22 protein-coding genes and 2 tRNA genes are annotated in these 24,113 nt (G+C 71.6%); 15 read left to right on the top strand and 9 right to left on the bottom strand.

Features of this window, described 5'->3' with window-relative positions:
• Position 1: 1 nt before the first annotated feature.
• A complete protein-coding gene (locus OHS82_RS15530) occupies positions 2 to 544 on the bottom strand; it encodes a PPA1309 family protein (protein ID WP_057584738.1) in 543 nt (180 codons plus the stop codon).
• A 164-nt stretch (positions 545 to 708) separates the two neighbouring features.
• Between OHS82_RS15530 and OHS82_RS15525 the strand changes: the two genes are divergently transcribed.
• The 4 genes from OHS82_RS15525 (at position 709) to OHS82_RS15510 (ending at position 6,090) form a co-directional block, all read left to right on the top strand.
• Complete coding sequence (locus OHS82_RS15525) at positions 709 to 3,702, top strand: UPF0182 family membrane protein (RefSeq protein ID WP_057584296.1); 2,994 nt, start codon at positions 709 to 711, stop codon at positions 3,700 to 3,702.
• Positions 3,703 to 3,742: 40 nt separating this feature from the next.
• A tRNA-Met gene (locus OHS82_RS15520) sits at positions 3,743 to 3,816 on the top strand.
• A 206-nt stretch (positions 3,817 to 4,022) separates the two neighbouring features.
• Positions 4,023 to 5,879, top strand: coding sequence for a tetratricopeptide repeat protein (locus OHS82_RS15515; protein WP_199863984.1), 1,857 nt, complete (start codon positions 4,023 to 4,025; stop codon positions 5,877 to 5,879).
• Between the two features lie 137 nt (positions 5,880 to 6,016).
• Positions 6,017 to 6,090, top strand: a tRNA-Met gene (locus tag OHS82_RS15510).
• 125 nt (positions 6,091 to 6,215) lie between these two features.
• Here the strand turns inward: OHS82_RS15510 and OHS82_RS15505 are convergent.
• From OHS82_RS15505 to hisN, 3 genes are all read right to left on the bottom strand, one after another.
• Positions 6,216 to 6,632, bottom strand: a complete 417-nt coding sequence (locus OHS82_RS15505; protein ID WP_057584294.1) for a Fur family transcriptional regulator — start codon at positions 6,630 to 6,632, stop codon at positions 6,216 to 6,218.
• 115 nt (positions 6,633 to 6,747) lie between these two features.
• Positions 6,748 to 7,140 carry a CBS domain-containing protein gene (locus tag OHS82_RS15500; RefSeq protein ID WP_057584293.1) on the bottom strand — a complete coding sequence of 131 codons (393 nt, stop codon included), beginning with the start codon at positions 7,138 to 7,140 and terminating at the stop codon, positions 6,748 to 6,750.
• Between the two features lie 158 nt (positions 7,141 to 7,298).
• Positions 7,299 to 8,099 (bottom strand): histidinol-phosphatase, encoded by an 801-nt coding sequence (gene hisN / locus OHS82_RS15495; RefSeq protein ID WP_057584292.1) that lies wholly within the window; start codon positions 8,097 to 8,099, stop codon positions 7,299 to 7,301.
• Between the two features lie 172 nt (positions 8,100 to 8,271).
• Between hisN and OHS82_RS15490 the strand changes: the two genes are divergently transcribed.
• Positions 8,272 to 8,883 carry a TetR/AcrR family transcriptional regulator gene (locus tag OHS82_RS15490; protein WP_057584291.1) on the top strand — a complete coding sequence of 204 codons (612 nt, stop codon included), beginning with the start codon at positions 8,272 to 8,274 and terminating at the stop codon, positions 8,881 to 8,883.
• Between the two features lie 181 nt (positions 8,884 to 9,064).
• Here OHS82_RS15490 and OHS82_RS15485 read toward each other — a convergent pair whose 3' ends face one another.
• The 4 genes from OHS82_RS15485 to OHS82_RS15470 form a co-directional block, all read right to left on the bottom strand.
• The gene (locus OHS82_RS15485; RefSeq protein ID WP_057584290.1) at positions 9,065 to 9,388 is read right to left on the bottom strand and encodes a DMT family transporter; all 324 of its coding nucleotides are present in this window, start codon (positions 9,386 to 9,388) and stop codon (positions 9,065 to 9,067) included.
• A gap of 172 nt (positions 9,389 to 9,560) precedes the next feature.
• Positions 9,561 to 10,571 carry a ribosome small subunit-dependent GTPase A gene (gene rsgA / locus OHS82_RS15480; protein ID WP_057584289.1) on the bottom strand — a complete coding sequence of 337 codons (1,011 nt, stop codon included), beginning with the start codon at positions 10,569 to 10,571 and terminating at the stop codon, positions 9,561 to 9,563.
• An 11-nt stretch (positions 10,572 to 10,582) separates the two neighbouring features.
• Positions 10,583 to 11,926, bottom strand: a complete 1,344-nt coding sequence (gene aroA / locus OHS82_RS15475; protein WP_057584288.1) for a 3-phosphoshikimate 1-carboxyvinyltransferase — start codon at positions 11,924 to 11,926, stop codon at positions 10,583 to 10,585.
• A 178-nt stretch (positions 11,927 to 12,104) separates the two neighbouring features.
• A complete protein-coding gene (locus OHS82_RS15470) occupies positions 12,105 to 12,827 on the bottom strand; it encodes a M50 family metallopeptidase (RefSeq protein ID WP_057584287.1) in 723 nt (240 codons plus the stop codon).
• A 100-nt stretch (positions 12,828 to 12,927) separates the two neighbouring features.
• On the opposite strand from OHS82_RS15470, the gene OHS82_RS15465 reads away from it, so the two are divergent.
• The 10 genes from OHS82_RS15465 to OHS82_RS15420 all read left to right on the top strand — a co-directional run bounded on the left by OHS82_RS15465 (position 12,928) and on the right by OHS82_RS15420 (position 23,056).
• Entirely contained in the window at positions 12,928 to 13,743 is an 816-nt protein-coding gene (locus OHS82_RS15465) for an SOS response-associated peptidase (protein WP_328434030.1), read from the top strand.
• A gap of 4 nt (positions 13,744 to 13,747) precedes the next feature.
• Complete coding sequence (locus tag OHS82_RS15460; RefSeq protein ID WP_057584737.1) at positions 13,748 to 14,374, top strand: alpha/beta hydrolase family protein; 627 nt, start codon at positions 13,748 to 13,750, stop codon at positions 14,372 to 14,374.
• A gap of 332 nt (positions 14,375 to 14,706) precedes the next feature.
• Positions 14,707 to 15,402 carry an RNA polymerase sigma factor SigR gene (gene sigR / locus OHS82_RS15455; protein ID WP_057584285.1) on the top strand — a complete coding sequence of 232 codons (696 nt, stop codon included), beginning with the start codon at positions 14,707 to 14,709 and terminating at the stop codon, positions 15,400 to 15,402.
• The gene (gene rsrA, locus OHS82_RS15450; protein ID WP_057584284.1) at positions 15,399 to 15,710 is read left to right on the top strand and encodes a mycothiol system anti-sigma-R factor; all 312 of its coding nucleotides are present in this window, start codon (positions 15,399 to 15,401) and stop codon (positions 15,708 to 15,710) included. The genes sigR and rsrA overlap by 4 nt, the downstream gene beginning before the upstream one ends.
• A 159-nt stretch (positions 15,711 to 15,869) precedes the next feature.
• Positions 15,870 to 17,186 carry an HD-GYP domain-containing protein gene (locus OHS82_RS15445; RefSeq protein WP_328434029.1) on the top strand — a complete coding sequence of 439 codons (1,317 nt, stop codon included), beginning with the start codon at positions 15,870 to 15,872 and terminating at the stop codon, positions 17,184 to 17,186.
• Positions 17,187 to 17,230: 44 nt separating this feature from the next.
• Entirely contained in the window at positions 17,231 to 18,487 is a 1,257-nt protein-coding gene (locus tag OHS82_RS15440; protein WP_443041111.1) for an HD-GYP domain-containing protein, read from the top strand.
• Between the two features lie 105 nt (positions 18,488 to 18,592).
• The gene (locus OHS82_RS15435) at positions 18,593 to 19,573 is read left to right on the top strand and encodes a tetratricopeptide repeat protein (RefSeq protein ID WP_057584281.1); all 981 of its coding nucleotides are present in this window, start codon (positions 18,593 to 18,595) and stop codon (positions 19,571 to 19,573) included.
• A gap of 91 nt (positions 19,574 to 19,664) precedes the next feature.
• The gene (gene def / locus OHS82_RS15430; RefSeq protein ID WP_057584280.1) at positions 19,665 to 20,315 is read left to right on the top strand and encodes a peptide deformylase; all 651 of its coding nucleotides are present in this window, start codon (positions 19,665 to 19,667) and stop codon (positions 20,313 to 20,315) included.
• 282 nt (positions 20,316 to 20,597) lie between these two features.
• Complete coding sequence (gene cyc1, locus OHS82_RS15425; protein ID WP_328434027.1) at positions 20,598 to 21,689, top strand: epi-isozizaene synthase; 1,092 nt, start codon at positions 20,598 to 20,600, stop codon at positions 21,687 to 21,689.
• Positions 21,686 to 23,056: a bifunctional albaflavenone monooxygenase/terpene synthase gene (locus OHS82_RS15420; protein WP_057584279.1), complete on the top strand. Its 1,371-nt coding sequence runs from the start codon at positions 21,686 to 21,688 to the stop codon at positions 23,054 to 23,056. The genes cyc1 and OHS82_RS15420 overlap by 4 nt, the downstream gene beginning before the upstream one ends.
• 10 nt (positions 23,057 to 23,066) lie before the next feature.
• On the opposite strand, the gene OHS82_RS15415 is transcribed toward OHS82_RS15420, so the two are convergent.
• Positions 23,067 to 24,032 (bottom strand): GlxA family transcriptional regulator, encoded by a 966-nt coding sequence (locus tag OHS82_RS15415; protein WP_266724460.1) that lies wholly within the window; start codon positions 24,030 to 24,032, stop codon positions 23,067 to 23,069.
• Positions 24,033 to 24,113 lie beyond the last annotated feature (81 nt).

Raw genomic sequence — 24,113 nt, 5'->3', positions numbered from 1 at the left:
GCTACTCCGCGAACGTCGCCGACAGCGCCTCCGCGAGGCCCGGGACGAGCCCGGCGCCCGTGAGGACCTCCGTCGGGGCGTCCTTCTCGCGCAGCCGCAGGGCCGAGTCGCGGGTGCCGTCGCGCAGTACGCCGACCGTCATCCGGACCTCGTGGCGGTCGGGGTGCTCGGCCACCCATTTCGCGAGCTTCGCGTCGCTGAGGCCCTGCGGTACCTGGGACTCGGCGGACGGCGGCAGCATCAGGCGCTCGACGGTGAGGGCGCAGCCCACCACCGCGTCCGGCCAGGCGATCGTGGCGAGGAACTCGTCGAGCGGCTTGTCCGTTGGCACTTCGTCCTGCTCGATCGGGGTGAGACCGGTGGTCTCGGGCTCGTCCTGAAGGCCGAGCTGGGTCGCGAGCGACGGTTCCTGGGCTCGCAGCCGAGCGGTGTCTACGAGGGCGAAAAGGCGGGCGGGCTGGTCCCAGCCGAGGCCGGAGGCGTACTCGTCGATCTCGAGTACGGCCCGGGTGAGCGGGCTCGCCGCCATGGGAGTGTTGGACATGGTCACAATCCTCTCTCGTTCCTGGGCGGAATCGGGAACCGAGTAAACGGTGAGTAAGTTGCATAGGTGTGGGCCCGCGATCACGGGGGGCCACGAACGGTCCACGAACACGCGGGCCTGACGGATCAACTGCGACATTCGAGGTGCGCACCTTGGCTTTCCAGATGCCGGACCGCGGCGGAGGCCCCACGGGGCCGCGGATCAGAGTGGGCCGCCCGTCCCGGCGCGTCCGGACCCTGCTGACGACACTGGGCGTCCTAGCCGTACTCGGCATGGCGTTCACGATGTTCGCCGGGTTCTGGACGGACTGGCTCTGGTACCGCTCGGTGAACTACTCGTCCGTGTTCACGACCATGCTCTGGACCAAGATCGGGCTGTTCTTCGTCTTCGGCCTGCTGATGGCCCTCGCGGTCGGCTTCAACATCTGGCTGGCCCATCGGCTGCGGCCGCCGCTGAGCGCGATGTCGGTGGAGCAACAGAGTCTCGACCGCTACCGCATGGGCATCGCGCCGTACAAGACATGGCTGCTGCTCGGCATCACCGCCCTGGTCGGCCTGATCGCCGGCGCCTCGGCGGCCGGACAGTGGCGCACCTGGCTGATGTGGGTCAACGGCGTGCCCTTCGGACAGAAGGACCCGCAGTTCCACCTCGACGTGTCGTTCTTCGCCTTCGACCTGCCCTGGTACCGGTTCCTGCTCGGCTTCGGCTTCGCCGCCACGATCCTCTCCCTGATCGCCGCCGCGCTCACCCACTACCTGTACGGCGGGCTGCGCGTCACCAGCCCCGGCGCGCGGGCCACCGCCGCGGCCACCGGGCACCTTTCGGTGCTGCTGGGCGTCTTCGTCGCGCTGAAGGCGGTCGCCTACTGGCTCGACCGGTACGGCCTTGCGGTGAAGTCCAGCGACTTCAAGGCCACGGACAACTGGACGGGCCTGCGGTACGTCGACGCCAACGCCTATCTGCCGGCCAAGACGATCCTGTTCTGCATCGCCGTCATCTGCGCCCTGCTGTTCTTCGCCACGCTGTGGCGGCGCACCTGGCAGCTGCCCGTGATCGGCTTCGGCCTGATGGTGCTCTCGGCGATCCTCATCGGCGGCCTGTACCCGGCGATCGTCCAGAAGTTCCAGGTCCAGCCCAACGAGCAGGCCAAGGAAGCCCCGTACGTCGCGAAGAACCTCAAGGCGACACGTGAGGCGTACGGCATCGACGGCACGCAGGTCACCGAGTACTCGGGCACGAGCACCACCAAGGACAAGACGACGCTGCGCGACGACGTCGACGCGACGGCGAGCATCCGCGTCCTGGACCCGAACATCGTCTCCCCGACGTTCCAGCAGCTCCAGCAGATGCGTAAGTACTACGCGTTCCCGACCAACCTGGACGTGGACCGCTACAACGTGAAGGGCGCCGACCAGGACACGGTGATCGGTCTGCGCGAGCTGAACCTCGCGGGCGTGGACAAGCAGAACTGGATCAACAACCACTTCCGCTACACCCACGGCTACGGGGTGGTCGCGGCGAACGGGACCACGTCCGACTCCGAGGGCCGTCCCCTGTTCACCGAGTCCAACCTGCCGTCCGAGGGCGAGCTCGGCACGTACGAGCAGCGCGTCTACTACGGCGAGAAGACGACCACCTACTCGATCGTCGGCGGTCCCCAGAAGGAGATCGACTACTCCGACGACGCGGGGGAGAAGACCACCAGCTACCGGGGCAAGAGCGGGGTCAACCTCTCCAACCCGGTCAACCGGGCCGCGTACGCGGTGGCGTTCGGTGAGCCGCAGATCCTCTACTCCGGAGCGATCGGCGAGGGTTCGCGGATTCTGTACAACCGCACGCCCAAGGAGCGCGTGGAGGCCGTCGCCCCCTGGCTGACCATCGACGGCGACGCCTATCCGGCCGTGGTCGACGGCCGCATCCAGTGGATCGTCGACGCGTACACGACGACGAACGGCTACCCGTACGCCTCGCGCACGACCCTCGGCGACACGACGGCCGACTCGCTGACCGCGACCAACGACAACCGCGCGGTGGTGGCACAGCAGAACCAGGTCAACTACATCCGCAACTCGGTGAAGGCCACCGTCGACGCGTACACCGGCGAGGTCAAGCTCTTCCAGTGGGACACCGAGGACCCGGTCCTGAAGACCTGGATGAAGGCGTTCCCCGGCACGGTGAAGGCCAAGTCGGCGATCTCCAAGTCGCTGATGGCCCATCTGCGGTACCCGCAGGACCTGTTCAAGGTCCAGCGCGAGCTGCTCACCCGCTACCACGTGAAGGACGCCACGACGTTCCTCAGCGGCAGCGAGGTGTGGCAGGTGCCGGACGACCCGTCCAACAAGTCGGGTGACGCGGTGCCGCCGTACTACCTGAGCATGAAGATGCCCGACCAGAAGGCACAGGCGTTCTCGCTGACGACGACGCTGACGCCCAACGGCCGGGACAACCTCAGCGCGTTCATGGCGGTCGACTCCGAAGCGGGCACTCCCGACTACGGCAAGATCAGAATCCTGAAACTGCCGACGAGCACGACCGTCGACGGGCCGAAACAGGTGCAGAGCCAGTTCAACTCCGAACAGGACATCGCCGAGTCCATCAGGCTTCTGAAGGGCGGCGACTCCGACATCGAGTACGGCAACCTGCTGACGGTGCCGCTCGACGGTGGACTGCTCTATGTGGAACCCGTCTACGTGCGCGGCGGCGGGCTCAAGTACCCGCTGCTGAAGAAGGTGTTGGTGACCTACGGCGGCAACACCGCCTTCGAGGACACCCTGGACGAGGCGCTCAACAAGGTCTTCGGCGCGGAGGGCACGACCCCGCCGCCGGCGGACGAGGGAGGCGGCACCACCCCGCCGCCCACGTCGAGCAACCCGACCGTCAGGGAGGCGCTGGCCGACGCCCAGAAGGCCTTCGACGCCGGCCAGGAGGCTCTGAAGAAGCCCGACTGGGCCGCGTACGCCAAGGCGCAGAAGGACCTCGAGGACGCGCTGAAGCGGGCCGAGGAGGCGCAGTCGGCGGCCGACAAGGGCGCCAAGCCGAGCAGCAGCCCGAGTCCCACCGGTTCGGCGAGCCCGAGCGGTTCGGCGAGTCCGAGCGGTGGCGCGAGCGGCGGTTCCGGCGGCAAGCCCAGTCCCCGTCCGAGCCCCAGCAGCGGCTGATCATGCTCACCCCGCGTCGTGGTACGGTTGTGGAACACGACGCGGGGTGGAGCAGCTCGGTAGCTCGCTGGGCTCATAACCCAGAGGTCGCAGGTTCAAATCCTGTCCCCGCTACTGAAGACGAAGGCCCGGATCCGGAAACGGATCCGGGCCTTCGTGGTGTGCGAACGCATGTGCCGGAGAAACCGATGGCCGCGCCGCTGTGGGGAGTTGAGCGATCTGTGTTTGACTTGTCTCTCTGTGGGCAAGTCGACAAAACGCTGAAGTGACCTTACGGGCCGCGGTATACCAGGTGTACCCGGGTTGCGGGTGGTGCGACGATGGACGTTATGGGGGACAAGGCAACTCTGTTCGAGACAGGGCGGTTTGTGCAGCCTTCCGACGAGGAAGCGACCCCGGACGAGAGCCGGGACGAGACGGCCGACGCCGTCGACACGGGGGAGGCCGTCGAGGAGATGCGCCTGCGGCTCGCGGCGGAAGCCGGCGACGCCGAGGCCATGAGCGTCCTCGGGGCCATGCTGCTGCGCCGCGGCGACCTGGACGGCGCCGAGCCCCACCTGCGCGCCGCCACCGCGGAGGGCGACCGCGCCGCCGCGAACAACCTGGGCGTGCTGCTCCACCAGCGCGGCTACCCCGACGAGGCCGCGGGCTGGTGGCGGGTCGCCGCGGTGGCCGGCTCCGCCGCGGCCGCGCACGCGCTGGGCCGCCACCGCCGCGAGTGCGGGGACGAGCCGGCCGCCGAGTACTGGCTGCGCCAGGCCGCCGAGCAGGGGCACACGCTGGGCGCGTACGCCCTCGCCGACCTGCTGGAGCACCGCGGGGACGCCGGGGCGCAGCAGTGGATGCGGGTCGCCGCCGAGCGCGGCCACCGGGAGGCGGCGTACCGGCTGGCCCGCGCCCTGGACCAGCACAGGAACCCGCTCCAGGAAGGCGGCTCGGAGGAGCGCGGGCGTGACAACGGTGTCGCCGGGCGGACCGAGGCCGAGCAGTGGTACCGGCAGGCCGCCGCGCGCGGACACCGCCGCGCCGCGCTGCACCTCGGGACGATCCTGGAGGGCCGGGGCGATCTGAAGGAGGCCGGGCGCTGGTACCTCACCTCGGCCAAGGACGGCGAGGCGCGGGCCGCGTGCGCGCTCGGGTTCCTGCTGCGCGACGCCGGCGACGCCGAGAACGCCGCCGTCTGGTGGCTGCGGGCCGCCCAGGACGGCGACGGCAACGCGGCGAACGCGCTGGGCGCGCTGCATGCGGAGCGCGGGCAGACCCAGACCGCCGAACGCTGGTACCGGGCCGCGATGGACGCCGGGGACGACAACGGCGCCTACAACCTCGCCCTGCTCTGCGCCGAGCAGGGCCGCACCGCGCAGGCCGAGCAGTGGTACCGGCGCGCCGCCTATGCCGGGCACCGGGAGGCGGCGAACGCGCTCGCCGTCCTGCTGCTCCAGGTCGGCGACACGGCCGGGGCCGAGCCGTGGTTCTCCAAGGCGGCGGAGGCGGGCAGCGTCGACGCCGCGTTCAACCTGGGGATCCTGTTCGCCGGGCGCGGCGAGGAGGCGGTCGCCCTGCGCTGGTACGAGCGGGCGGCGGCCGCCGGGCACACCGAGGCGGCGCTGCAGGTCGCCATCGCGCGCCTGCGCGACGGGGACGAGCAGGAGGCCGAACGGCATCTGCGGTGCGCGGCCGGCGGCGGGAACGCGGAGGCCGCGTACCGGCTGGCGGCCGTGCTCGACGCGCGACGGCCGCCGCATCCCGCGCACGAGCTCGGGGAGATCGTGCACGAGAAGACCGAGTGCGAGGAGTGGTACGAGCGCGCCGCGACCCAGGGGCACCGGCGCGCGCAGGTGCGCGTCGGGATGCTGGCCGCCGCGCGCGGGGACGTGGTCGAGGCCGCGCGCTGGTACCGGACGGCCGCGGAGGCCGGTTCGCGCAACGGCGCCTTCAACCTGGGCCTGCTGCTCGCGCGGGAGGGCAGCGAGCCCGAGGCGGCCGTGTGGTGGACGCGTGCGGCCGACGCCGGTCACGGGCGGGCGGCGTTGCGGCTGGCCCTGGTCTACGCGCGTCGCGGCGAGCTGGCGGAGGGGAAGCGGTGGGCCGACCGGGCGGTGTCCCTCGGCCCGGCGGAGGTGGCGGAGCGGGCGGCCCGGCTGCGCGACGCCCTGCGGGAGGAGCTGTCGGCGTGATGCGCCGCCCCCGTCGCCGCCCGTGCCGGCCGGCGGGCCGCGGCGCCGCCGGTCGACTGCGCTGACCTCGGCATATAGCTGGCCGTCGTATGGATTTGCCTTCCTCGTCGCCCGTCACGTAACGTGGGGTTCACCGACGCGGGGTGGAGCAGCTCGGTAGCTCGCTGGGCTCATAACCCAGAGGTCGCAGGTTCAAATCCTGTCCCCGCTACTGAAGGCCGAGGGCCGGAATCCGAAAGGGTTCCGGCCCTCGGTGCGTTCGGCGTCACCGCAGGCGGTCGCGACTGTGGCCCCGGCCTCCCTCACGGGAGGCCGGGGCCACAGGTCGAGCGCGGGTCAGGCGGCGGCGCAGCTCGGGCAGATGCCGCGGTAGGTCACCTCGACGTCCGACACGGTGAAGCCGAAGCGCTCCGAGTCGGGGAGGTCGGCCAGCGGGTTGCCGCCCGGATGGACGTCCTTGATGGCCCCGCAGCGGGCGCACACCAGGTGGTGGTGCGGACGGTGGGCGTTCGGGTCGTAACGCTTGGCGCGCTTGTCGGTGGCGACCTCGAGCACCTCGCCGAGCGAGACCAGCTCGCCGAGGGTGTTGTAGACGGTCGCCCGGGAGATCTCGGGGAGCCTGACCACCGCTCTCGCGTGCACCTCGTCGGCCGTCAGATGGACGTGGTCGCCCTCGAGCACCTCGGCGACGACGCGTCGCTGTGCGGTCATCCGCCATCCGCGCCCGCGCAGCCGTTCCAGAAGGTCGCTCATGGATCCAGCCTAACAGTCGACCGGACCAGGTCACGAACCAGTGTGACTTTAGATCCTTGATGGACTTGGACGGATTCCAGGTTGTGGTTCTGGTGCGGCCGGGCGCGCTCCGTGCTCAGGCGGGCACCTGCTGTCGGGCCGGCGCCCAGCAGCGGATGATGTCGCGGACCGAGACGACGCCGGCCGGTCCGCCGTGGTCGAGGACGATCAGATGGCGGAAGCCGCCGTGCGCCATCGCCCGGGCCGCCTCCTCCAGGGTCCAGGTCGGGGCGGCGAAGACGACGTCGTCGGTGGTGTGCGCGTGGGTGCGCTCGGTGTCCGGATCCTGGCCGAGGCCCACGGAGTTGAGGATGTCCCGCTCGGTGAGGATGCCGATGCCGCCGGCGTCGGGATCCAGGACCACCGCCGCGCCGACGCGGCGGGCGGCCATCAGGGCGGCGGCCTGACGGAGGGTGTGTGCGGGGCCGATGGTCAGGACCACCGTGCTCATGGCGTCGCGGACGAGCATGGGCTGATGCCACCTCCTAAGAATCCACGGGTCGTTCATGGATTCACAAGTTCACAAGTGGGGGTGCTGTCAGCGTGGCAGGTAAAGCGGGGGTCAACAAGAGGGCGCGCGCGGCCGATTGAGGGCGCGCGCGCTCATCTGGGCGTTTCGGACGCGCCTCAGTAGCGCTGTTCGAGATAGCCCAGCAGCTCGTCGTGGAGGAGACCGTTCGAGGCTGCCGCGTTGCCGCTGTGCGGGCCCGGGCGGCCGTCGAGGCCGGTGAAGGCGCCGCCCGCCTCCGTCACGATGATCGCGTTGGCCGCCATGTCCCAGAGGGAGAGCTCGGGTTCGGCGCACAGGTCGACCGAGCCCTCGGCGACCATCATGTACGGCCAGAAGTCGCCGTACGCGCGCGTGCGCCACACGTCGCGGGTCAGGTCGAGGAAGCCGTTCAGCAGCCCGCGGTCCTCCCAGCCGCTCAGCGAGGAGTACGCGAAAGAGGCGTCGGAGATCCGCGAGACGCGCGAGACGTGCAGCCGGCTCGCGGTGGACAGGCTGCGACCGCTGAAAGCGCCGTGCCCCTTCGCGGCCCACCAGCGGCGGCCCAGCGCCGGCGCGGAGACGAGGCCCACGACGGGCTGGTAGCCGCCCTCGGCCGCCTCCGTCAGCGAGATCAGCGTGGCCCAGACGGGCACGCCCCGGACGTAGTTCTTCGTGCCGTCGATCGGATCGATCACCCAGCGGCGGGGGCCGGTGCCCTCGACGCCGTACTCCTCGCCCAGGACTGCGTCCCGGGGGCGGGCGCGCTGGAGATGGCCCCGGATGAGCTCCTCCGCGGCCTTGTCGGCCTCGCTCACGGGGGTCATGTCCGGTTTGGTCTCGACCTTGAGGTCGAGGGCCTTGAAACGGGCCATGGTCGCGGCGTCGGCGGCGTCCGCGAGCACGTGCGCGAGGCGGAGGTCGTCCAGGTAGTCCGGCATGGGACGAACCGTATCCGGCCAAGCCGAACAGGGGCCACAGGGGGCGGGCGGCGCAAGGCCCGGGAAAGCGGGGAAGGACCCCCGATCGCCGTCCGGTACCTCCGCCACCCTTGACAGTGCGGCCGTGCGCGTCAAACCTGGGCGCAGAGCCACTCGCTCCACGGAGGCGACGATGCCTGCAGCGCGGGAATCCCTACTGGACGCCGCCTTCGAGGCGCTGGCGCTACGGCCGTGGGCCGCGGTGCGGATGGTGGACGTCGCGGCGTCCGCCGGGGTGTCCCGGCAGACGCTGTACAACGAGTTCGGCAGCAAGGAGGGCCTGGCCCGGGCCCTGGTCAGGCGCGAGGCCGACGGATACCTCGCCGGGGTCGAGCGCGCGCTCGCCGCGCACGGCGACATCCGCGAGAGGCTCGCCGCCACCGCCGAGTGGACCGCCTCCGCCGCCCGCGAGAACGTCCTCGTACGGGCCGTCCTCACCGGGTTCTGGAGCGAACGGCTGCCCTCGCCGACGCTCTCCGCGGTGCCGTCCTCCTCCGCCGTGCCCGCCCAGCGCCGCGCGGACGGCCCGCTGCCCTCGCCCGCCGACCTCGTGGGCGCCGTCCGTGACCGGGCCGTCGCCGTGCTCTCCGGCCCCGGCGCCGTCCGCGCCGACGCGGCCGATCTCGCCCGCTGCTCCGAACTCGCCGTCCGCCTCGCGCTGTCCTGCGTCGCCGCGCCCCCACCGGGCGAGGACGGGGTCGCCGACCTGGTGCGGGGCGCCCTGCAGCGACCGTCCAGGAACTAGCCGTCCAGGAACCTGCCGGCGGCCAGGAATCTGCCGGCCAGGAATCTGCCGGCCAGGAACCTGCCGTCCAGGAACCTGCCGGCCAGGGACGAGCTGTTCAGGAACCAGCCGTTCGGGAACCGGGACGTCGGCGACCGTGTCCGGCCTCGACGTGCCCGCCGCCGGGGCGTCCCGGCGGCGGCTAGTGCGCCGACCCCGACAGCTGCAGCCCGATCACTCCTATGATCACCAGGCTGATGGAGATGAGCTTCAGCGTCGACACCAGGTCGCCCAGGAAGACCATGCCGTAGATGGCGGTGCCCGCCGCGCCGATGCCCGTCCACACCGCGTAGGCGGGGCCCACGTCCAGCTTCTTCAGCGAGAGGGTCAGCAGGCCGAAGCTCCCCAGGGCGAAGGCGCAGAAGGCGATGGTCGGCCAGAGCCTCGTGAACCCGTGGGACAGCTTGAGGCAGACGGCGAAACCGGTCTCGAGCAGTCCGGCCACGACGACCAGCAGCCACGCCATGTGCTGTCCCTCCGTTTGACCGACCCGGTCCGGCTCGGTGCGATTATGCACTTACCGGCCCCGGGCCGACGCAAACAACGCGGTGGTCAGCCGGTGAGTGTGACGGGGCATCAGGCCGGGGGGCGCCGACGGCCGGCCGGTGGCCCGGTCGCCCTCCGTGTGACCGACGGGGTCAGTCGCCCTCCGTGCGCTCGCGCGTGGCGAGCAGCCGGCGCAGCGAGTACAGCCGCGCCGGGTCGGCGTGGCCGTCGGCCACCCAGGCGTCCAGCGCGCAGTCCGGCTCGTCGTGACTGCACGCGCGCGGGCAGCCCTCGGTGCCGGGCACCAGGTCGGGGAAGGCGAGGATCACCCGGGACGGGTCGACGTGGTGCAGACCGAAGGACCGCACGCCCGGAGTGTCGATCACCCAGTCGTCCGTGCCCGCCAGCGGCAGGGCCAGCGCCGAGGTCGTGGTGTGGCGGCCGCGTCCGGTCACCGCGTTCACATGGCCGGTCACCCGCCGCTGCTCCTTCGGGACCAGCGCGTTGACCAGCGTCGTCTTGCCGACGCCCGAATGACCGACGAACGCCGTGATCCGCCCGGCCAGATGCTCGCGCACCACGTCCGCGGCGGCGCCGTTCTCCAGCTCGTCCCGGCTGGTGACGACGTACGGGATGTCGAGGTGGCCGTACAGCTCCAGCAGCTTGTCCGGTGAGGCCAGGTCCGACTTCGTCATGACCAGCAGGGGGGTCAGGCCGCCGTCGAAGGCCGCGACGAGACAGCGGTCGATCAGACGCGGGCGGGGCTCCGGGTCCGCCAGTGCGGTGACGACGGCCAGCTGGTCGGCGTTGGCGACGACGACGCGCTCGTACGGGTCGTCGTCGTCCGCGGTGCGGCGGAGCACCGACGTGCGCTCGCCGATGCGGACGATGCGGGCCAGGGTGTCCTTCGTGCCGGACAGGTCGCCGACGAGGGCGACCCGGTCGCCCACCACCGCCGCCTTGCGGCCCAGCTCGCGGGCCTTCATCGCCAGCACGATGCGGTCCTCGACCAGGCAGGTCAGCCGGCCCCGGTCGACGGTGAGGACCATGCCCTCGACGGAGTCCTCGTGCTTGGGCCGGATATGGGTGCGAGGCCGGTTGCCCTTGCGGTTCGGGCGGCTGCGGATGTCGTCCTCGTCGGTGTGCTTGCCGTAGCGGCGCATGGCAGAAGTCCCTACGCCCCGAGCATCCCGGTCCACAGTTCCGGGAAGTCCGGCATGGTCTTCGCGGTCGTCGCCACGTTCTCGATCTGCACGCCCTCCACGGTCAGGCCGATGATCGCGCCGGCCGTCGCCATGCGGTGGTCGTCGTAGGTGTGGAAGATCCCGCCGTGCAGCCGGCGCGGACGGATGTGCAGACCGTCGGCGGTCTCCGTGACGTCCCCGCCCAGTTCGTTGATCTCCTTGGTCAGCGCGGCCAGCCGGTCCGTCTCGTGCAGCCGCAGATGGGCGACGCCGCGCAGGGTGGACGGGGAGTCCGCGAGGGCGGCGACCGCCGCGATGCCCGGCGTCAGCTCGCCGACGTCGCCCAGGTCGACGTCGATGCCGTGGATCGAGCCCGAGCCGGTGAAGACCAGGCCGTAGTCGGCCAGTTCGCAGGAACCGCCCATCTCGGTGAAGATCTCGCGCAGCCGGTCACCCGGTTGGGTGGTGCGGGCCGGCCAGTCCGGGATCAGCACCCGGCCGCCGGTGACCAGCGCCGCCGCGAGGAACGGCTGGGCGTTGGACAGATCCGGCTCGATCGTGAGGTCGCGGCCCAGCAGCGCGCCCGGCGTGACCCGCCAGACGTTCGGCTCGCCGCCCGACTCCGGGGTGTCCACCTGCGCGCCGACCGCGCGCAGCATGTCGACCGTCATCCGGATGTGCGGCATCGAGGGCAGCGAGGAGCCGGTGTGCCGGACCTCCACGCCCTGGTTGAAGCGCGGTCCCGACAGCAGCAGGGCCGACACGAACTGGGACGAGGAGGAGGCGTCGATCTCCACCGGGCCGCCGTCCAGCGCACCGCTGCCGTGCACGGTCAGCGGCAGCGCCCCGCGGCCGTCGTCGTCGATACGGGCGCCGAGGACGCGCAGCGCGTCGATGACACCGTGCAGGGGACGCTCGTAGGACCGCGGGTCGCCGTCGAAACGAACGGGTCCGTCGGCGAGGGCGGCGAGCGGCGGCAGGAAGCGCATCACGGTGCCCGCGTTGCCCACGTCCACCGTGGCCGGGCCGCGCAGGCCGTCGGGCAGCACGCGCCACGCCTCGCCCGCGCGGTCGGGGTTCCCCGCGCCGCCGGTGGAGCTGGACGACACCGTCTCCTCGATCTCGACGCCCATGGCCCGCAGGGCATCGGCCATCAGCAGGGTGTCGCGGGAGCGCAGCGGGCGGCGCAGCCAGCCGGGCTCGGAGGCCAGCGCGGCCAGCACCAGCGCGCGGTTGGTGACGGACTTCGACCCCGGCACGTGGACCGTCGCGTCGACGGCCTCGCTCGCGTGGGGGGCGGGCCAGAGGGCGGTGTGGGCGGGGTTCGGGGCCATGGACTCCACTCTAATGAACTCGGGGGGCCGTCGTTCGGGCGCGAGCGCGCCATGACCGGCCGCGCGCCGCGGCGCGCGGATCACCGCGCCGCGCACCGCGGCGGGGCCACGGACGGGCGGTCACGCCTTCGTGAGCGGTCCGCCACTGGTGCGGGAGGCGACCGGTGCGGGCCGTCGTCTACAGCCCCAGCAGCCACCTGCCGCCGCCCAGCAGCGCGCACAGGCTGACCGCGTGGAAGAGGAACAGCCACAGGCCGGCCGGCACGTGGGTCAGCCTCGACAGCTGGTCCGCGTCGGAGTCCCCGGCTCCGCCGTGCGACCGCTTCGCCTGCAGCTCGAACGCCGGACGGACCCCGCCCAGCAGCAGGAACCACACCACCGCGTACGCGAACGCCGCCTGGACCTGGGGGCCCGCCAGCCAGGACACGAGCAGGAAGGCGCCGCCGGTGAGGACGACCGTGAGGGCGCCGTACGCGTTGCGGATCATCACCAGCATCGCCAGCAGCAGGGCCGTCGCCACCCAGAGCAGAAGGGTGATGCGGCCGGCGCCCAGCAGGGCGGCGCCGCCGAGGCCGAGCAGCGGGGGAGCGGGGTAGCCGGCGGCAGCGGTGAGGATCATGCCGAGGCCGTGCGGCTTGCCCCGGCTGAGGGTGAGGCCGCTGGTGTCGGAGTGCAGCCGTATACCGGTCAGTTGGCGGCCGGTCAGCAGCGCGACCAGGCCGTGGCCGCCCTCGTGGGCGATGGTGATCGCGTTGCGGGAGAGCCGCCACAGGCGGTGCGGCACGACGACCGCGAGCGCCGCCACCGCGGTGGCGATCACCACCCACAGGTCGGGGTCGGTCTGGGTGCCGACGAGACGGTCCCACAGGTCGGGCAGCGCGAGGGCGGCGGTGCTGTCCATGGTCGGGGGTGGCTCCCTCTCGTGATGCGCGGGCCGGCGCGTGGCGCCGGCGCCGGGTGGTGGTGGCCGGGTGACGGGTCGGCCTGGCAGTGTGGCACGTATGTGCGGACGGTATGCAGCCAGTCGTGGGCCCGAGGATCTCGCAGGAGTCTTCGAAGTCGAGAAGTGGGAGCCCGAGGAGAGCCTGGAGCCCGACTACAACGTGGCGCCGACCAAGGAGGTCTACGCCGTTCTCGACCGTCCTGTGAAGGACGCAGCGGACAAGCGCCCGGTTCGTCAGCTGCGCAGGCTGAAGTGGGGGCTGGTGCCGTCCTGGGCGAAGACCCCCGAGGGCGGCGCCCGGATGATCAACGCGCGCGCGGAGACGGTGCACGAGAAGCCGTCGTACCGCCGTGCCTTCGCCGCCCGGCGCTGCATCCTGCCCGCCGACGGCTACTACGAGTGGGTGACCGGCGGCCAGGAGCGGGATCTCGAGGTCGAGGGGAAGAAGAAGCGGCCGCGCAAGCAGCCCTACTTCGTGCTCCCGGCCGACGGCTCGGTCTTCGCGATGGCAGGGCTCTACGAGTTCTGGCGGGACCGGACCCTGCCCGACGACCACCCGCAGGCGTGGTGGACGACGTGCTCGGTGATCACCACCGAGGCGGAGACCTCCCCGCTCGCCGTGGCCCCCGCCGACGGCCCGTACGCCCTCGCCGACATCCACCCCCGGATGCCCCTGATGCTCACCCCCGACCGCTGGGACGCCTGGCTCGACCCGACGCGCACCGACGTCGAAGGCCTGCGCCCGCTCCTCGAGCCGCCGACGGAGGGGCTGATGCGCGCCTATCCGGTCACCACGGCCGTCAGCAACGTCCGCAACAACGGCGCGGAGCTGCTGAAGGAGCTGGACGGGCCCGAGGAGGGCACACTCTTCTGACGTGATCACCGAAACCGTGGAGACCGACGCGGGGACCGCCCGCATCACCTGGCACCGCGCCGGCGGACCGGCCTTCGTCCTCGCCGTCAGCCATGGGGCGGGCGGCGGCGTCGACGCCCGCGACCTTCAGGCCCTCGCCGCCGTGCTGCCCGGGCACGGGGTGAGCGTGGCCCTGGTCGAGCAGCCCTGGCGGGTGGCCGGCAAGAAGGTCGCGGCCGCTCCGAAGACCCTCGACGTCGGCTGGCGCGGGATCTGGCCGGCCGTCAGCGCGTCCGGGGCGCCGGTGATCTCCGGCGGACGGTCGGCGGGGGCCCGGGTCGCCTGCCGCACCGCCGCCGAGCTCGGCGCCCACGCCGTGCTCGCGCTCGGCTTTCCGCTGCACCCGCCCGGGAAGCCGGAGAAGTCCCGCGCCGGGGAGCTGCTCGGCGCGGGGGCGCCCACCCTGGTCGTCCAGGGCGGCAACGACCCGTTCGGCAGGCCGGAGGAGTTCCCCGAGGGCCCGTACGAGCTCGTGGAGGTGCCGTACGGCGATCACGGGTTCGCGGTGCCGAAACGGGCCCCCGTGACGCAGGAACGGGCGCTGGAGACCGTCACCGAGTCGGTCGTGCGGTGGATCGGGTCGCTTGAGTGAGCGCTGAGTGCTGAGTGCTGAGCGCTGGGTGCTGATCGTCGAGTGCCGTGTGCTGAGTGCGGCGCGCTGCGGGCGGCGCGTGGTGTGCGGGGAATGCGGAGGGCGGCCTCGCTGTTGAGGCGGACAGAAGTGCTGAACATCCGGCACCGACGTCAGTGGGAGAGGAAGTCCTCTGCATGGGTTCGACCATCTGCCCGAGCCGTACCGCCCTCGACTGGACGGTGCTGCACGCGGCCAAGATCGCTCCTGTTCGAGCGGCGGCAGGCACGGGTAGTCGTCTATCCTCCGATTCGAGTGGGATCGGTTTCGATTCTGCCCGCGATCTTGAGGAGGTGGGTCCGGTCACCGGTACCGACGCAGGGACCGACAACGGCCAGGCGGAGCTGCCCGAGGGCCAGGGCGTGAGCGGGGAGAGGGGCGTGGAGTCCACCGCGGAGCGCAGCGCGCGCTTCGAGCGGGACGCGCTCGAGTTCCTCGACCAGATGTACTCGGCCGCCCTGCGCATGACGCGCAACCCGGCGGACGCCGAGGACCTGGTGCAGGAGACGTACGCCAAGGCGTACGCGTCCTTCCACCAGTTCCGGGAGGGCACCAACCTCAAGGCCTGGCTCTACCGGATCCTCACCAACACCTTCATCAACTCGTACCGCAAGAAGCAGCGCGAACCCCAGCGCAGTGCGGCCGAGGAGATCGAGGACTGGCAGCTGGCGCGCGCCGAGTCGCACATGTCCACGGGTCTGCGCTCCGCGGAGTCGCAGGCGCTGGACCACCTGCCCGACTCGGACGTGAAGGCAGCGCTTCAGGCCATTCCGGAGGAGTTCCGGATCGCCGTGTATCTCGCGGACGTAGAGGGCTTTGCGTACAAGGAGATCGCGGACATCATGGGGACACCCATCGGCACGGTGATGTCCCGGCTGCACCGGGGCCGCCGTCAACTGCGCGGCATGCTCGAGGACTACGCCCGTGAGCGCGGACTGGTCCCGGCCGGCGCCGGAGAGTCGAACGAAGCGAAAGGTTCGGGCTCATGAGCTGCGGAGATCCGCACGAGACGGACTGCAGTGAGGTCCTCGACCACCTGTACGAGTATCTCGACAGCGAGATGCCTCCTCTCGACCGGGACAAGTTCCAGCACCACTTCGAGGAGTGCTCGCCCTGCCTGGAGAAGTACGGGCTGGAAGAGGCCGTGAAGAAGCTGGTCAAGCGGTGCTGCGGACAGGACGACGTGCCGACCGACCTGCGCGCCAAGGTCATGGGCCGGATCGACCTGATCCGCTCCGGCCAGGCCGTCCCCGAGCATGACGTGGCCACCACGTCGGCGACTTCCCAGGAGTCCTGACCCGCGGGGCCCGGGTGCTCGCCCACCGTCGGTGAACATCGGGCCCGCAGGGCGTCGCCGTCACCCGAATGTGCTAATCCGCGGGTGATACGCCCGCAGACCCACCCCCGGCCGTCCTAGGCTCCTGAGCCCGGACAGGCACGGCTGGGGGGAGTGGCCATGGAGGGGATCCCGGCGCGGGCGCGCGGTTACGTCGCCTGTGTCGCCCTCGCCGCGCTGTGCTGCACGCTCCCCTCGCTCCCCGGCCCGCGGACCCCCTGGTGGGCCGTGGCCCTGCTGGCCGCGGTGTACGCGGCGGGCGAGCAGGTCGCCCGCCGCAGGTTCGCCGCCACCCTCCACCCCGTGCTGCTCGCCGGGGCCTTCCTGCTGACGCCCTCCGCGGCCGCCCTCGTCCCGCTGCCCGGAGCGCTGTTCTCGCACGTCGAGCAGTCCCCCTTCCTGCTGCGCCGCGTCTGGCGGGCCGCCGAGTCGTCGCTCGCCGTGTGGCTGGCGGCGCGGACGCACGGGGCGCTCGGCGGGCACGAGGCCGTGGCCGCCGGCTCCGACCTGCCGTGCGCGCTCCTGCCGGCGGGCGCGGCCGTGCTGGTGTTCTGCGCCGCGCTCGCCCTCCTCGACGGCGGAATGCCGGCGCTCGTCGAGGGGCTCCCGCTGCGGGCGGCCTGCCAGGGGCTGTTCCTGCGCTCCCTCGCCCCGGTCGCCGTGCACGGCCTCGCCGGACTGATGACGGCGGTGCTGTGGAACAGTCCGTACGGCCCCGTCGCGGCGCTGCTGGTGCTCTTCCCGATGGCGGTGTCCTGGTGGGTGTTCGCCCAGTACCACCGTGAGCGTGCCGCCCACCAGGCGACCATCCGCGCCCTGGTGCAGGCCGTCGACCTCAAGGACGGCTACACGCGCGGCCACAGCGAACGCGTCGGCCAGGCCTCGATGTCGATCGGGCGCGAACTCGGCATGGACGAGCACCGGATCGAGATGCTCCGGTTCGCCGGCATCCTGCACGACGTCGGCAAACTCGGCGTGCCCACCCGGCTGTTGCGCAAGGACGGGCCGCTGACGCCCGAGGAACGCCGGGTGATCGAGCTGCACCCCGAGTACGGGCACGAGATCACCCGGGGCATCTCCTTCCTCGGCGAGGCGCGTTCGGCGATCCTCCACCACCACGAGCGCATCGACGGCACCGGCTATCCCTACGGACTGGCGGGCGGTCAGATCCCGGAGTGCGCGCGCGTGGTCGCGGTCGCGGACGCGTTCGACGCGATGACCTCCACCCGGTCCTACAGCCGGGCCCGGCCGGTGGCCGCGGCCCTCGAGGAGCTGCGGCGCTGCGCGGGCTCCCATTTCGACCCCCGGATGGTCACCGCGCTGACCCGGGTCGTCGACCGGGACGGCTGGCACCCGGTGGTGACCGCCGAGGAGACCCGGCCCGGCGTGCCGGCCCCCGCTCCGACGCCCGACGACCGCTCGGAGGCGCGCCGGTGACCTTCTGCCGCGAGCCGGGCGCGCCGACGACCTCCCGCCGCGCCCTGGCCGCCCTCTACACGGCCGCCGTCCTCCTGGCCGCGGGCTGCCTCCTCGTCACCTTCCTGACGGGCCTGCGGGAGGGCCCCGTCGCGCTCGCCTTCGGGGTCCTCGTGGCCGTCGGCGAGCCGACCCTCGCGCGCTCCCGGCTCCGCCCGGGCGACGCCGGCCCGGTGAGCGGGCCCGGACTGCGCGAGACCGCGCCGCTCGGCGCCGCCGGGTCGCTGTCGTACGCGCTGCTCGGGGAGCACGCCGGGCATCCCACGCACCACGGGGTCGCCCAGGTCGTGGCGGTGGTCGCGGCCGCCTCCCTGCTCGGCAGCGTGCCCCAGCTGGCCCGCGGGCAGGGGCAGGTCCTCGACCACCTGGTCCGGCGCGTACTGGCCGTCGGGTTCGCCGCCGTCTGTTTCCAGCCCCTGTACAACCGCGGGGCCTTCGACGGCTGGAGCGGCCCCGCGTACGCGCTGCTGCTGCTGGCGCTGCTGGTCCTGACCGTCCTGTGCGACGCCGTGGTCGCGGCCGCCCTCGCCTGCTCCCGCACCGGGTGGCCGTTCCCCCCGCTGCTGCGCGAGGAGCTGCGGGCGGTTCCCGGGATCGGGTCGGCGGTGTGCGCGACCGGCGCGGTGATGGCGCTCGCGGTGGCCGTCGTGGGGCTGTGGGCGCTCCCCGTGTTCTCGGTGCCGCTGCTGCTCACCCAGCTGTCGCTGCGCCGCTACGCGGCCGTCCGCGCCACCTACCGGCAGACCATCGCCTCTCTCGCCCGGGCCACCGAGATCGCCGGGTACACCCCGCCCGGACACGCCCACCGGGTCGCCGCGCTCAGCCGGGCGGTGGGCCGGGACCTGCGGCTTTTGGAGCCGGAGCTGACCGTCCTCGAGTACGCCGCCCTGATGCACGACATCGGGCAGCTCAGCCTCGTCGACCCGGTTCCGGCGGGGGCCACGGCGGGCCTGCCGGCGGCCGAGCAGCGGCGGATCGCGCTGCTCGGCGGGGCCGTCGTCCGCCAGACCGGGGTGAGCGCCCAGGTGGCGACGGTCGTCGAGCGGCAGGCCGACCCCTACCCGGAGCAACCGGTGGCCGCCCGGATAGTCCGGGCGGTGAACGCATACGAGGAGCGGGTGCGGGGCAGCGGTCCCGACGGGCCTCTCACCGCCCTGGAGGAGCTGCGTCTCGGCACCGGCCGGGAGTACGCACCCGAGGTGGTGGAGGCGCTGGCCAGGGTGCTTTCGAGGACGGGTCTGACCCTGCCCGTGGGTGGGTAACCCATGGGTAATGAGCGGCCTTCCGGCCACACGTGGTTGGATGCGAGGGAGAGAGTGTCCGGGGGCACTGGCCAGCCCACAGAACGGAACTGGCAGGCGGGAATCGTGAGGATCTTCGGCAAGGGACGGCACCGGCCCTCCGCCTCCTGGCGGCAGGCCACCGACCGCGCGTTCACGCTGATCGGCGACGGGCGGTACGAGGACGCGGGCGCGCTCCTGACACGTGCCGCCGACCTGGAACCCTGGCTTTCCGAGTCCTGGTTCAACCTCGCCCTGCTGCACAAGTTCCGGCACGACTGGGAGCAGGCCCGCACGGCCGGGCTCCGCGCCGTCGCGCTGCTGGACCGGGAGGCCGGGGCCCCCGACTGGTGGAACGTGGGCATCGCCGCCACCGCCCTGCAGGACTGGCCGCTGGCCCGCCGCGCCTGGCAGGCGTACGGGCTGCACGTGCCGGGCGAGGCCACGGGCGCGGGCGAGCCGGTCGGGATGGAGCTGGGCAGCGCGGCCGTACGGCTGTCGCCCGAGGGCGAGGCCGAGGTGGTGTGGGGGCGGCGGCTGGATCCCGCCCGCATGGAGGTGCTGTCGATCCCGCTGCCGTCCTCCGGGCGCCGCTGGGGCGAGGTCGTGCTGCACGACGGGGTGCCGCACGGTGAGCGGACCACTTCCGCCGGTCACTCCTACCCCGTCTTCGACGAGATCGAGCTGTGGGCCCCGTCGCCGGTGCCGACCTGGGTGGTCCTGCTGGAGGCGGCCTCGGAGACGGACCGCGACGCCCTGGAGCAGCTGGCCGCCGACGCGGGCTTCGCGGCGGAGGACTGGTCGTCCTCGGTGCGGCTGCTGTGCCGGATGTGCTCGGAGTCGCGGATGCCGTCCGACGAGGGGGACGGCGAGCATCTGGACCCGCACGACCACAGCGAGCCGGGGCACCCGGGCCCGCTCGGGCACGTGACCGACGGGCAGCTGTGGGCGCCGGAGCGGGAGTGCGGGGTGGCCGCGCCCGCCTCGCTGGTGCGGGGGCTGCTGGACGGGTGGGTCGCCGACAGCCCGGACACCCGCGACTGGCGGGACCTGGAAGAGGTCTGCTAGCCGTCCCCGTACCCTGTATCAGCGACGAACCCCCGGGCGGGGGTCCGAGGGCAGCCCTCGGAGGACACAGTCAGGAAGGCATACGTCGGTCATGGCGCAGCAGGACACCGATCAGCAGCACGGGGGCGTGCTCCCCGTGGACGACGAGGGCTTCGTCATCGACACCGAGGAGACGGAGGAGCGCGAGCGGGCCCACCGTGAGCGCGGCGCCTCGCGGCCGATCACGGTCGTCGGCAACCCGGTGCTCCACAGGGAGTGCAAGGACGTCACCGCGTTCGACGACGAGCTGCTGAAGCTGGTGGACGACATGTTCGCCTCGCAGCGCACCGCGGAGGGCGTGGGCCTGGCCGCCAACCAGATCGGCGTCGACCTGAAGGTCTTCGTCTACGACTGCCCCGACGACGAGGGCGCCCGGCACGTCGGTGTCGTCTGCAACCCGAAGCTCGTCGAGCTGCCCGCCGACCGGCGCCGGCTGGACGACAGCAACGAGGGCTGTCTGTCGGTGCCGACCGCGTACGCGCCGCTGGCCCGTCCGGACTACGCCGAGGTGACGGGTCAGGACGAGCGGGGCAACCCGATCAGGGTGCGCGGCACCGGATACTTCGCACGGTGTTTGCAGCACGAGACGGATCACCTCTACGGGTACCTCTACATCGACCGTCTCTCCAAGCGCGAACGCAAGGACGCGCTGCGGCAGATGGCCGAGAACGAGCCTCGCTACCCCGTGGTCGCCAACGACTGAGCCGCACCCGTACACCCGACGCCTGTCCGGACTTCTTCCGGACAGGCGTCGTTCGTGTGTCCGACGGACGTTCGGTCGCTTACGCACATCTACTGCACATCTGCTGATCCGTAACCAGTCACGTGGGGGCGGATTCTCGGCATGTTGGGGTAGTGAATGAAGCAAATCCGTTCCCAGAACGGTCAGTTGTAGTGCTGAATGGGATGAGCGGGGATACGCAACGGCGCACGCCCGGCACGGCGGGAGGGGTGTGCGCCCACTGGCGGCTGAGAGGGGTTGTTCGTGCCAGCTTTCCCATACAGCACCACATACAGCACCACGGTGACCGCGCCCGCGGTCCCTCCCTCGCTCTCTCTTCCGGTCATCGAGGCGGAGTTTCCCCGGCAACTGCATCCATATTGGCCCCAGTTGCAGGAGAACACCCGCTCCTGGCTGCTGAAAAAACGGTTGATGCCGGCGTGGAAGGTCGCCGAATATGCCGACGGTCTTTGCTACACGGACTTGATGGCGGGCTACTACCTCGGCGCACCCGAAGCGGTCCTGCAGGCCATAGCCGACTACAGCGCATGGTTCTTCGTCTGGGACGACCGGCACGACCGTGACGTCGTGCACGGCCGGGTGTCCTCCTGGCGACAGCTGAGGTTCCGCTTGCACGCGGCCCTGGACTTCCCGGCAGAGCATCTGACCCACCGGGATCCGCTGGTCGCCGGGCTCGCGGACGGCGTGGGCAGGCTGTACTCCTTCCTTCCCGGCACCTGGAACGCCCGGTTCGCCCGGCACTTCCACACCGTGATCGAGGCGTACGACCGGGAATTCCACAACCGCGTCGAAGGGCGCATTCCCGGTGTCGAGGAATACCTCGCCCTGCGTCGGCTCACGTTCGCGCACTGGATCTGGACCGACCTGTTGGAGCCGAGCGCGGGATGCGAACTCCCGGACTCGGTGCGGAAACACCCGTCCTATCGGCGTGCGGCTCTGCTGAGTCAGGAGTTCGCCGCCTGGTACAACGACCTCTGCTCGCTCCCCAAGGAATTGGCGGGCGACGAGGTGCATAATCTAGGAATCAGTCTCGTCACTCATCAGGGAATGACTCTCGAAGAGGCTGTCGAAGAAATAAGGCGGCGCATCGAAGAATGCATATCCGAGTTCCTCGCCGTTGAGAAGGAAGTCTTGAGGCTCGCCGACCGACTTGACGACGGGACGGTCCGTGGAATGCAGCTCGGCGCCGCCGTGCGGGCCTGCCTCGGCAATATGCGGAACTGGTTCAGTTCCGTCTACTGGTTCCATCACGAGTCCGGCCGTTACAGGGTCGAAAGCTGGGACGACCGGTCCACGCCCCCGTACGTCAACAACGAAGCGGCAGGTGAGAAATGACCGTCGAGTCGGTGAAACCCGCGACCGCCGAGGCACCCGAACTGCGTGAGCCACCGTTGGCCGGTGGCAGGGTGCCGCTCCTCGGGCACGGCTGGAAGCTGGCCCGTGACCCGCTGGCCTTCCTGGCCCGGCTCCGCGACCACGGCGACGTGGTCCGCCTCAGGCTCGGCCCCAAGACGGTGTACGCCGTCACCGCGCCGGACCTCACCGGCGCCCTGGCGCTCAGCCCCGACTACATCATCTCCGGCCCCCTGTGGGAGTCCCTGGAGAGCCTGCTCGGCAAAGAGGGCGTGGCCACGGCCAACGGACCGCTGCACCGCCGCCAGCGGCGCACGATCCAGCCCGCGTTCCGGCTCGACGCCATCCCCGGCTACGGCCCGATCATGGAGGAGGAGGCGCACGCGCTCGTCGAGCGCTGGACGAGGGGCGAGGTCCTCGACGTCACCGCGGAGGCCTTCCGGGTGTCCGTGCGCATCTCGGCCCGCTGCCTGATGCGCGGGAGCTACATGGACGCCCGGTCCGAGCGCATCACCTCCGCGCTCGCCACGCTGTTCGCCGGCATGTACCAGCGCATGGTCGTACCTCTCGGACCGCTTTATCGGGTACCGGTTCCGGCCAACCGAGAATTCAACCGGGCGCTGGCCGATCTGCACCGGCTGGTGGACGAGATCGTCGCCGACCGAAGGGCATCCGGTCAAAAACCGGACGATTTGCTGACGGCTTTGCTGGAGGCGAAGGACGAGAATGGCGACCCGATCGGGGAGCAGGAGATCCACGACCAGGTCATCGCGATACTCACCCCGGGCAGCGAAACCGCCGGCTCAGTGGTCATGTCGTTGCTCCACGTCCTCACCGAGCACCCGGATCAAGTGGACAAGATCCGCGAAGAGGTGAAAAACGTTGTCGGCGACCGGCCGGTCGCATTCGACGACGTTCGAAAGCTCCGGCACACCGCCAATGTCGTCGTCGAGACCATGCGGCTCTATCCCGCCGTATGGATATTGACCCGGCGCGCGGTGACCGACACGGAGCTCGGCGGTTACCGCATTCCCGCCGGGGCCGACATCGTCTACAGCCCGTACGCGGTTCAGCGCGATCCGCGGTCGTACGAGCGCCACACGGAGTTCGACCCCGACCGCTGGCTGCCCGGCCGCTCCGCGGAGCTGCCGAAGTACGCCATGACGCCGTTCGGCGTCGGCAACCGCAAGTGCCCCAGCGACCACTTCTCGATGGCCGAGCTGACGCTGATCACGGCGGTGGTGGCGAAGGCGTTCCGCTTCGAGCCGGCGCCCGGCTCCGACAACCGGACGCACATCGGCATCACGCTCCGGCCGCGCCGGCTGCTGCTGCGGGCGATACCCGGGTGAGAGCCGCGGCTCAGGCGACGGCCTGCGGACCGCGGAACGTGCGCCGGTAGGCGTTGGGGGTCGTCCCCAGCGCCTGCACGAACTGGTGACGCAGGGCGCCCGCCGTGCCGAAACCGGCTCGCCAGGCGATCGCGTCCACCGTCTCGTCCGTGGCTTCCAGCAACTGCTGTGCCAGCAGCACCCGTTGACGCAGCAGCCATCGGTAGGGGGTGGTGCCGGTCTCCTGCTGGAAACGGCGGGCGAAGGTGCGCGGCGACATGTGCGCGCGCTCCGCGAGCCGTTCGACCGTGATCTCCTGGTCGAGGTGCTGCTCCATCCACGCGAGCACCTCGCCGACGGTGTCGCACCGCGACCGGGGCAGCGGCCGCTCGATGTACTGGGCCTGGCCGCCGTCCCGGTGCGGCGGCACCACCATCCGCCGGGCGATCCGGTTGGCGACCTCCGGGCCCTGCTCCTTGCGGACGATGTGCAGACAGGCGTCGATGCCCGCGGCCGTCCCGGCCGAGGTGATCACCGGGTCCTCGTCGACGTAGAGCACGTCCGGTTCCACGACGGTGCGCGGATACTGCCGGGCCAGCCGCTCGGCGTGCCGCCAGTGCACCGCGCAGCGCCGCCCGTCCAGCAGTCCCGCCGCGCCCAGCACGAACGCGCCCGAGCAGACGCTGAGCACCCGCGTGCCGCGGTCCACGGCCCGGCGCAGCGCGTCGAGCAGCTCCGGCGGGAAGTCCCGCTCGCCGTAGGTGTCGCCGGCCGGCACGGCGATCAGGTCGGCGCTCTCCAGCCGCTCCAGACCGTGTGGGGTGCTCATGGTGAACCCGGCGTGGGTGCTCAGCGTCGGCCCCTCCGCCGAGGCGACGGCGAAGTCGTAGACCGGCAGCCCCTCGTCGCTGCGGTCGATCCCGAAGACCTCGCAGACGACGCCCAGTTCGAAGGGGTGCACACCGTCCAGGAGGATCGCGACCACGTTGTTCAGCATGCCGCCAGTGTGCACCGGAGTGGCAGTAATTTGAAGATGTGCGGCAGTCCTGCCACTGTCAGGAGCATCCGCCGTGCACGA

Origin of the sequence: Streptomyces sp. NBC_00425 (genome assembly GCF_036030735.1) — a bacterium.
GTDB lineage: Bacteria > Actinomycetota > Actinomycetes > Streptomycetales > Streptomycetaceae > Streptomyces.
The sequence above is the reverse complement of the archived record's forward strand: the minus strand, read 5'-3'. Positions and strand labels throughout refer to the sequence as shown.

What these genes read in the sequence shown, in the direction of transcription:
- rsgA (WP_057584289.1), bottom strand. Translation starts at nt 10,571, where the DNA reads ATGCGCCGCTACGGCAAGCACACCGACGAGGACGACATCCGCAGCCGC.
- OHS82_RS15465 (WP_328434030.1), top strand. Translation starts at nt 12,928, where the DNA reads ATGTGCGGACGGTATGCAGCCAGTCGTGGGCCCGAGGATCTCGCAGGA.
- OHS82_RS15505 (WP_057584294.1), bottom strand. Translation starts at nt 6,632, where the DNA reads ATGAGCGACCTTCTGGAACGGCTGCGCGGGCGCGGATGGCGGATGACC.
- OHS82_RS15445 (WP_328434029.1), top strand. Translation starts at nt 15,870, where the DNA reads ATGGAGGGGATCCCGGCGCGGGCGCGCGGTTACGTCGCCTGTGTCGCC.
- OHS82_RS15485 (WP_057584290.1), bottom strand. Translation starts at nt 9,388, where the DNA reads ATGGCGTGGCTGCTGGTCGTCGTGGCCGGACTGCTCGAGACCGGTTTC.
- OHS82_RS15490 (WP_057584291.1), top strand. Translation starts at nt 8,272, where the DNA reads ATGCCTGCAGCGCGGGAATCCCTACTGGACGCCGCCTTCGAGGCGCTG.
- OHS82_RS15500 (WP_057584293.1), bottom strand. Translation starts at nt 7,140, where the DNA reads ATGCTCGTCCGCGACGCCATGAGCACGGTGGTCCTGACCATCGGCCCC.
- OHS82_RS15525 (WP_057584296.1), top strand. Translation starts at nt 709, where the DNA reads ATGCCGGACCGCGGCGGAGGCCCCACGGGGCCGCGGATCAGAGTGGGC.
- OHS82_RS15415 (WP_266724460.1), bottom strand. Translation starts at nt 24,032, where the DNA reads ATGCTGAACAACGTGGTCGCGATCCTCCTGGACGGTGTGCACCCCTTC.
- hisN (WP_057584292.1), bottom strand. Translation starts at nt 8,099, where the DNA reads ATGCCGGACTACCTGGACGACCTCCGCCTCGCGCACGTGCTCGCGGAC.
- OHS82_RS15420 (WP_057584279.1), top strand. Translation starts at nt 21,686, where the DNA reads ATGACCGTCGAGTCGGTGAAACCCGCGACCGCCGAGGCACCCGAACTG.
- OHS82_RS15515 (WP_199863984.1), top strand. Translation starts at nt 4,023, where the DNA reads ATGGACGTTATGGGGGACAAGGCAACTCTGTTCGAGACAGGGCGGTTT.
- OHS82_RS15530 (WP_057584738.1), bottom strand. Translation starts at nt 544, where the DNA reads ATGTCCAACACTCCCATGGCGGCGAGCCCGCTCACCCGGGCCGTACTC.
- aroA (WP_057584288.1), bottom strand. Translation starts at nt 11,926, where the DNA reads ATGGCCCCGAACCCCGCCCACACCGCCCTCTGGCCCGCCCCCCACGCG.
- def (WP_057584280.1), top strand. Translation starts at nt 19,665, where the DNA reads ATGGCGCAGCAGGACACCGATCAGCAGCACGGGGGCGTGCTCCCCGTG.
- OHS82_RS15470 (WP_057584287.1), bottom strand. Translation starts at nt 12,827, where the DNA reads ATGGACAGCACCGCCGCCCTCGCGCTGCCCGACCTGTGGGACCGTCTC.
- rsrA (WP_057584284.1), top strand. Translation starts at nt 15,399, where the DNA reads ATGAGCTGCGGAGATCCGCACGAGACGGACTGCAGTGAGGTCCTCGAC.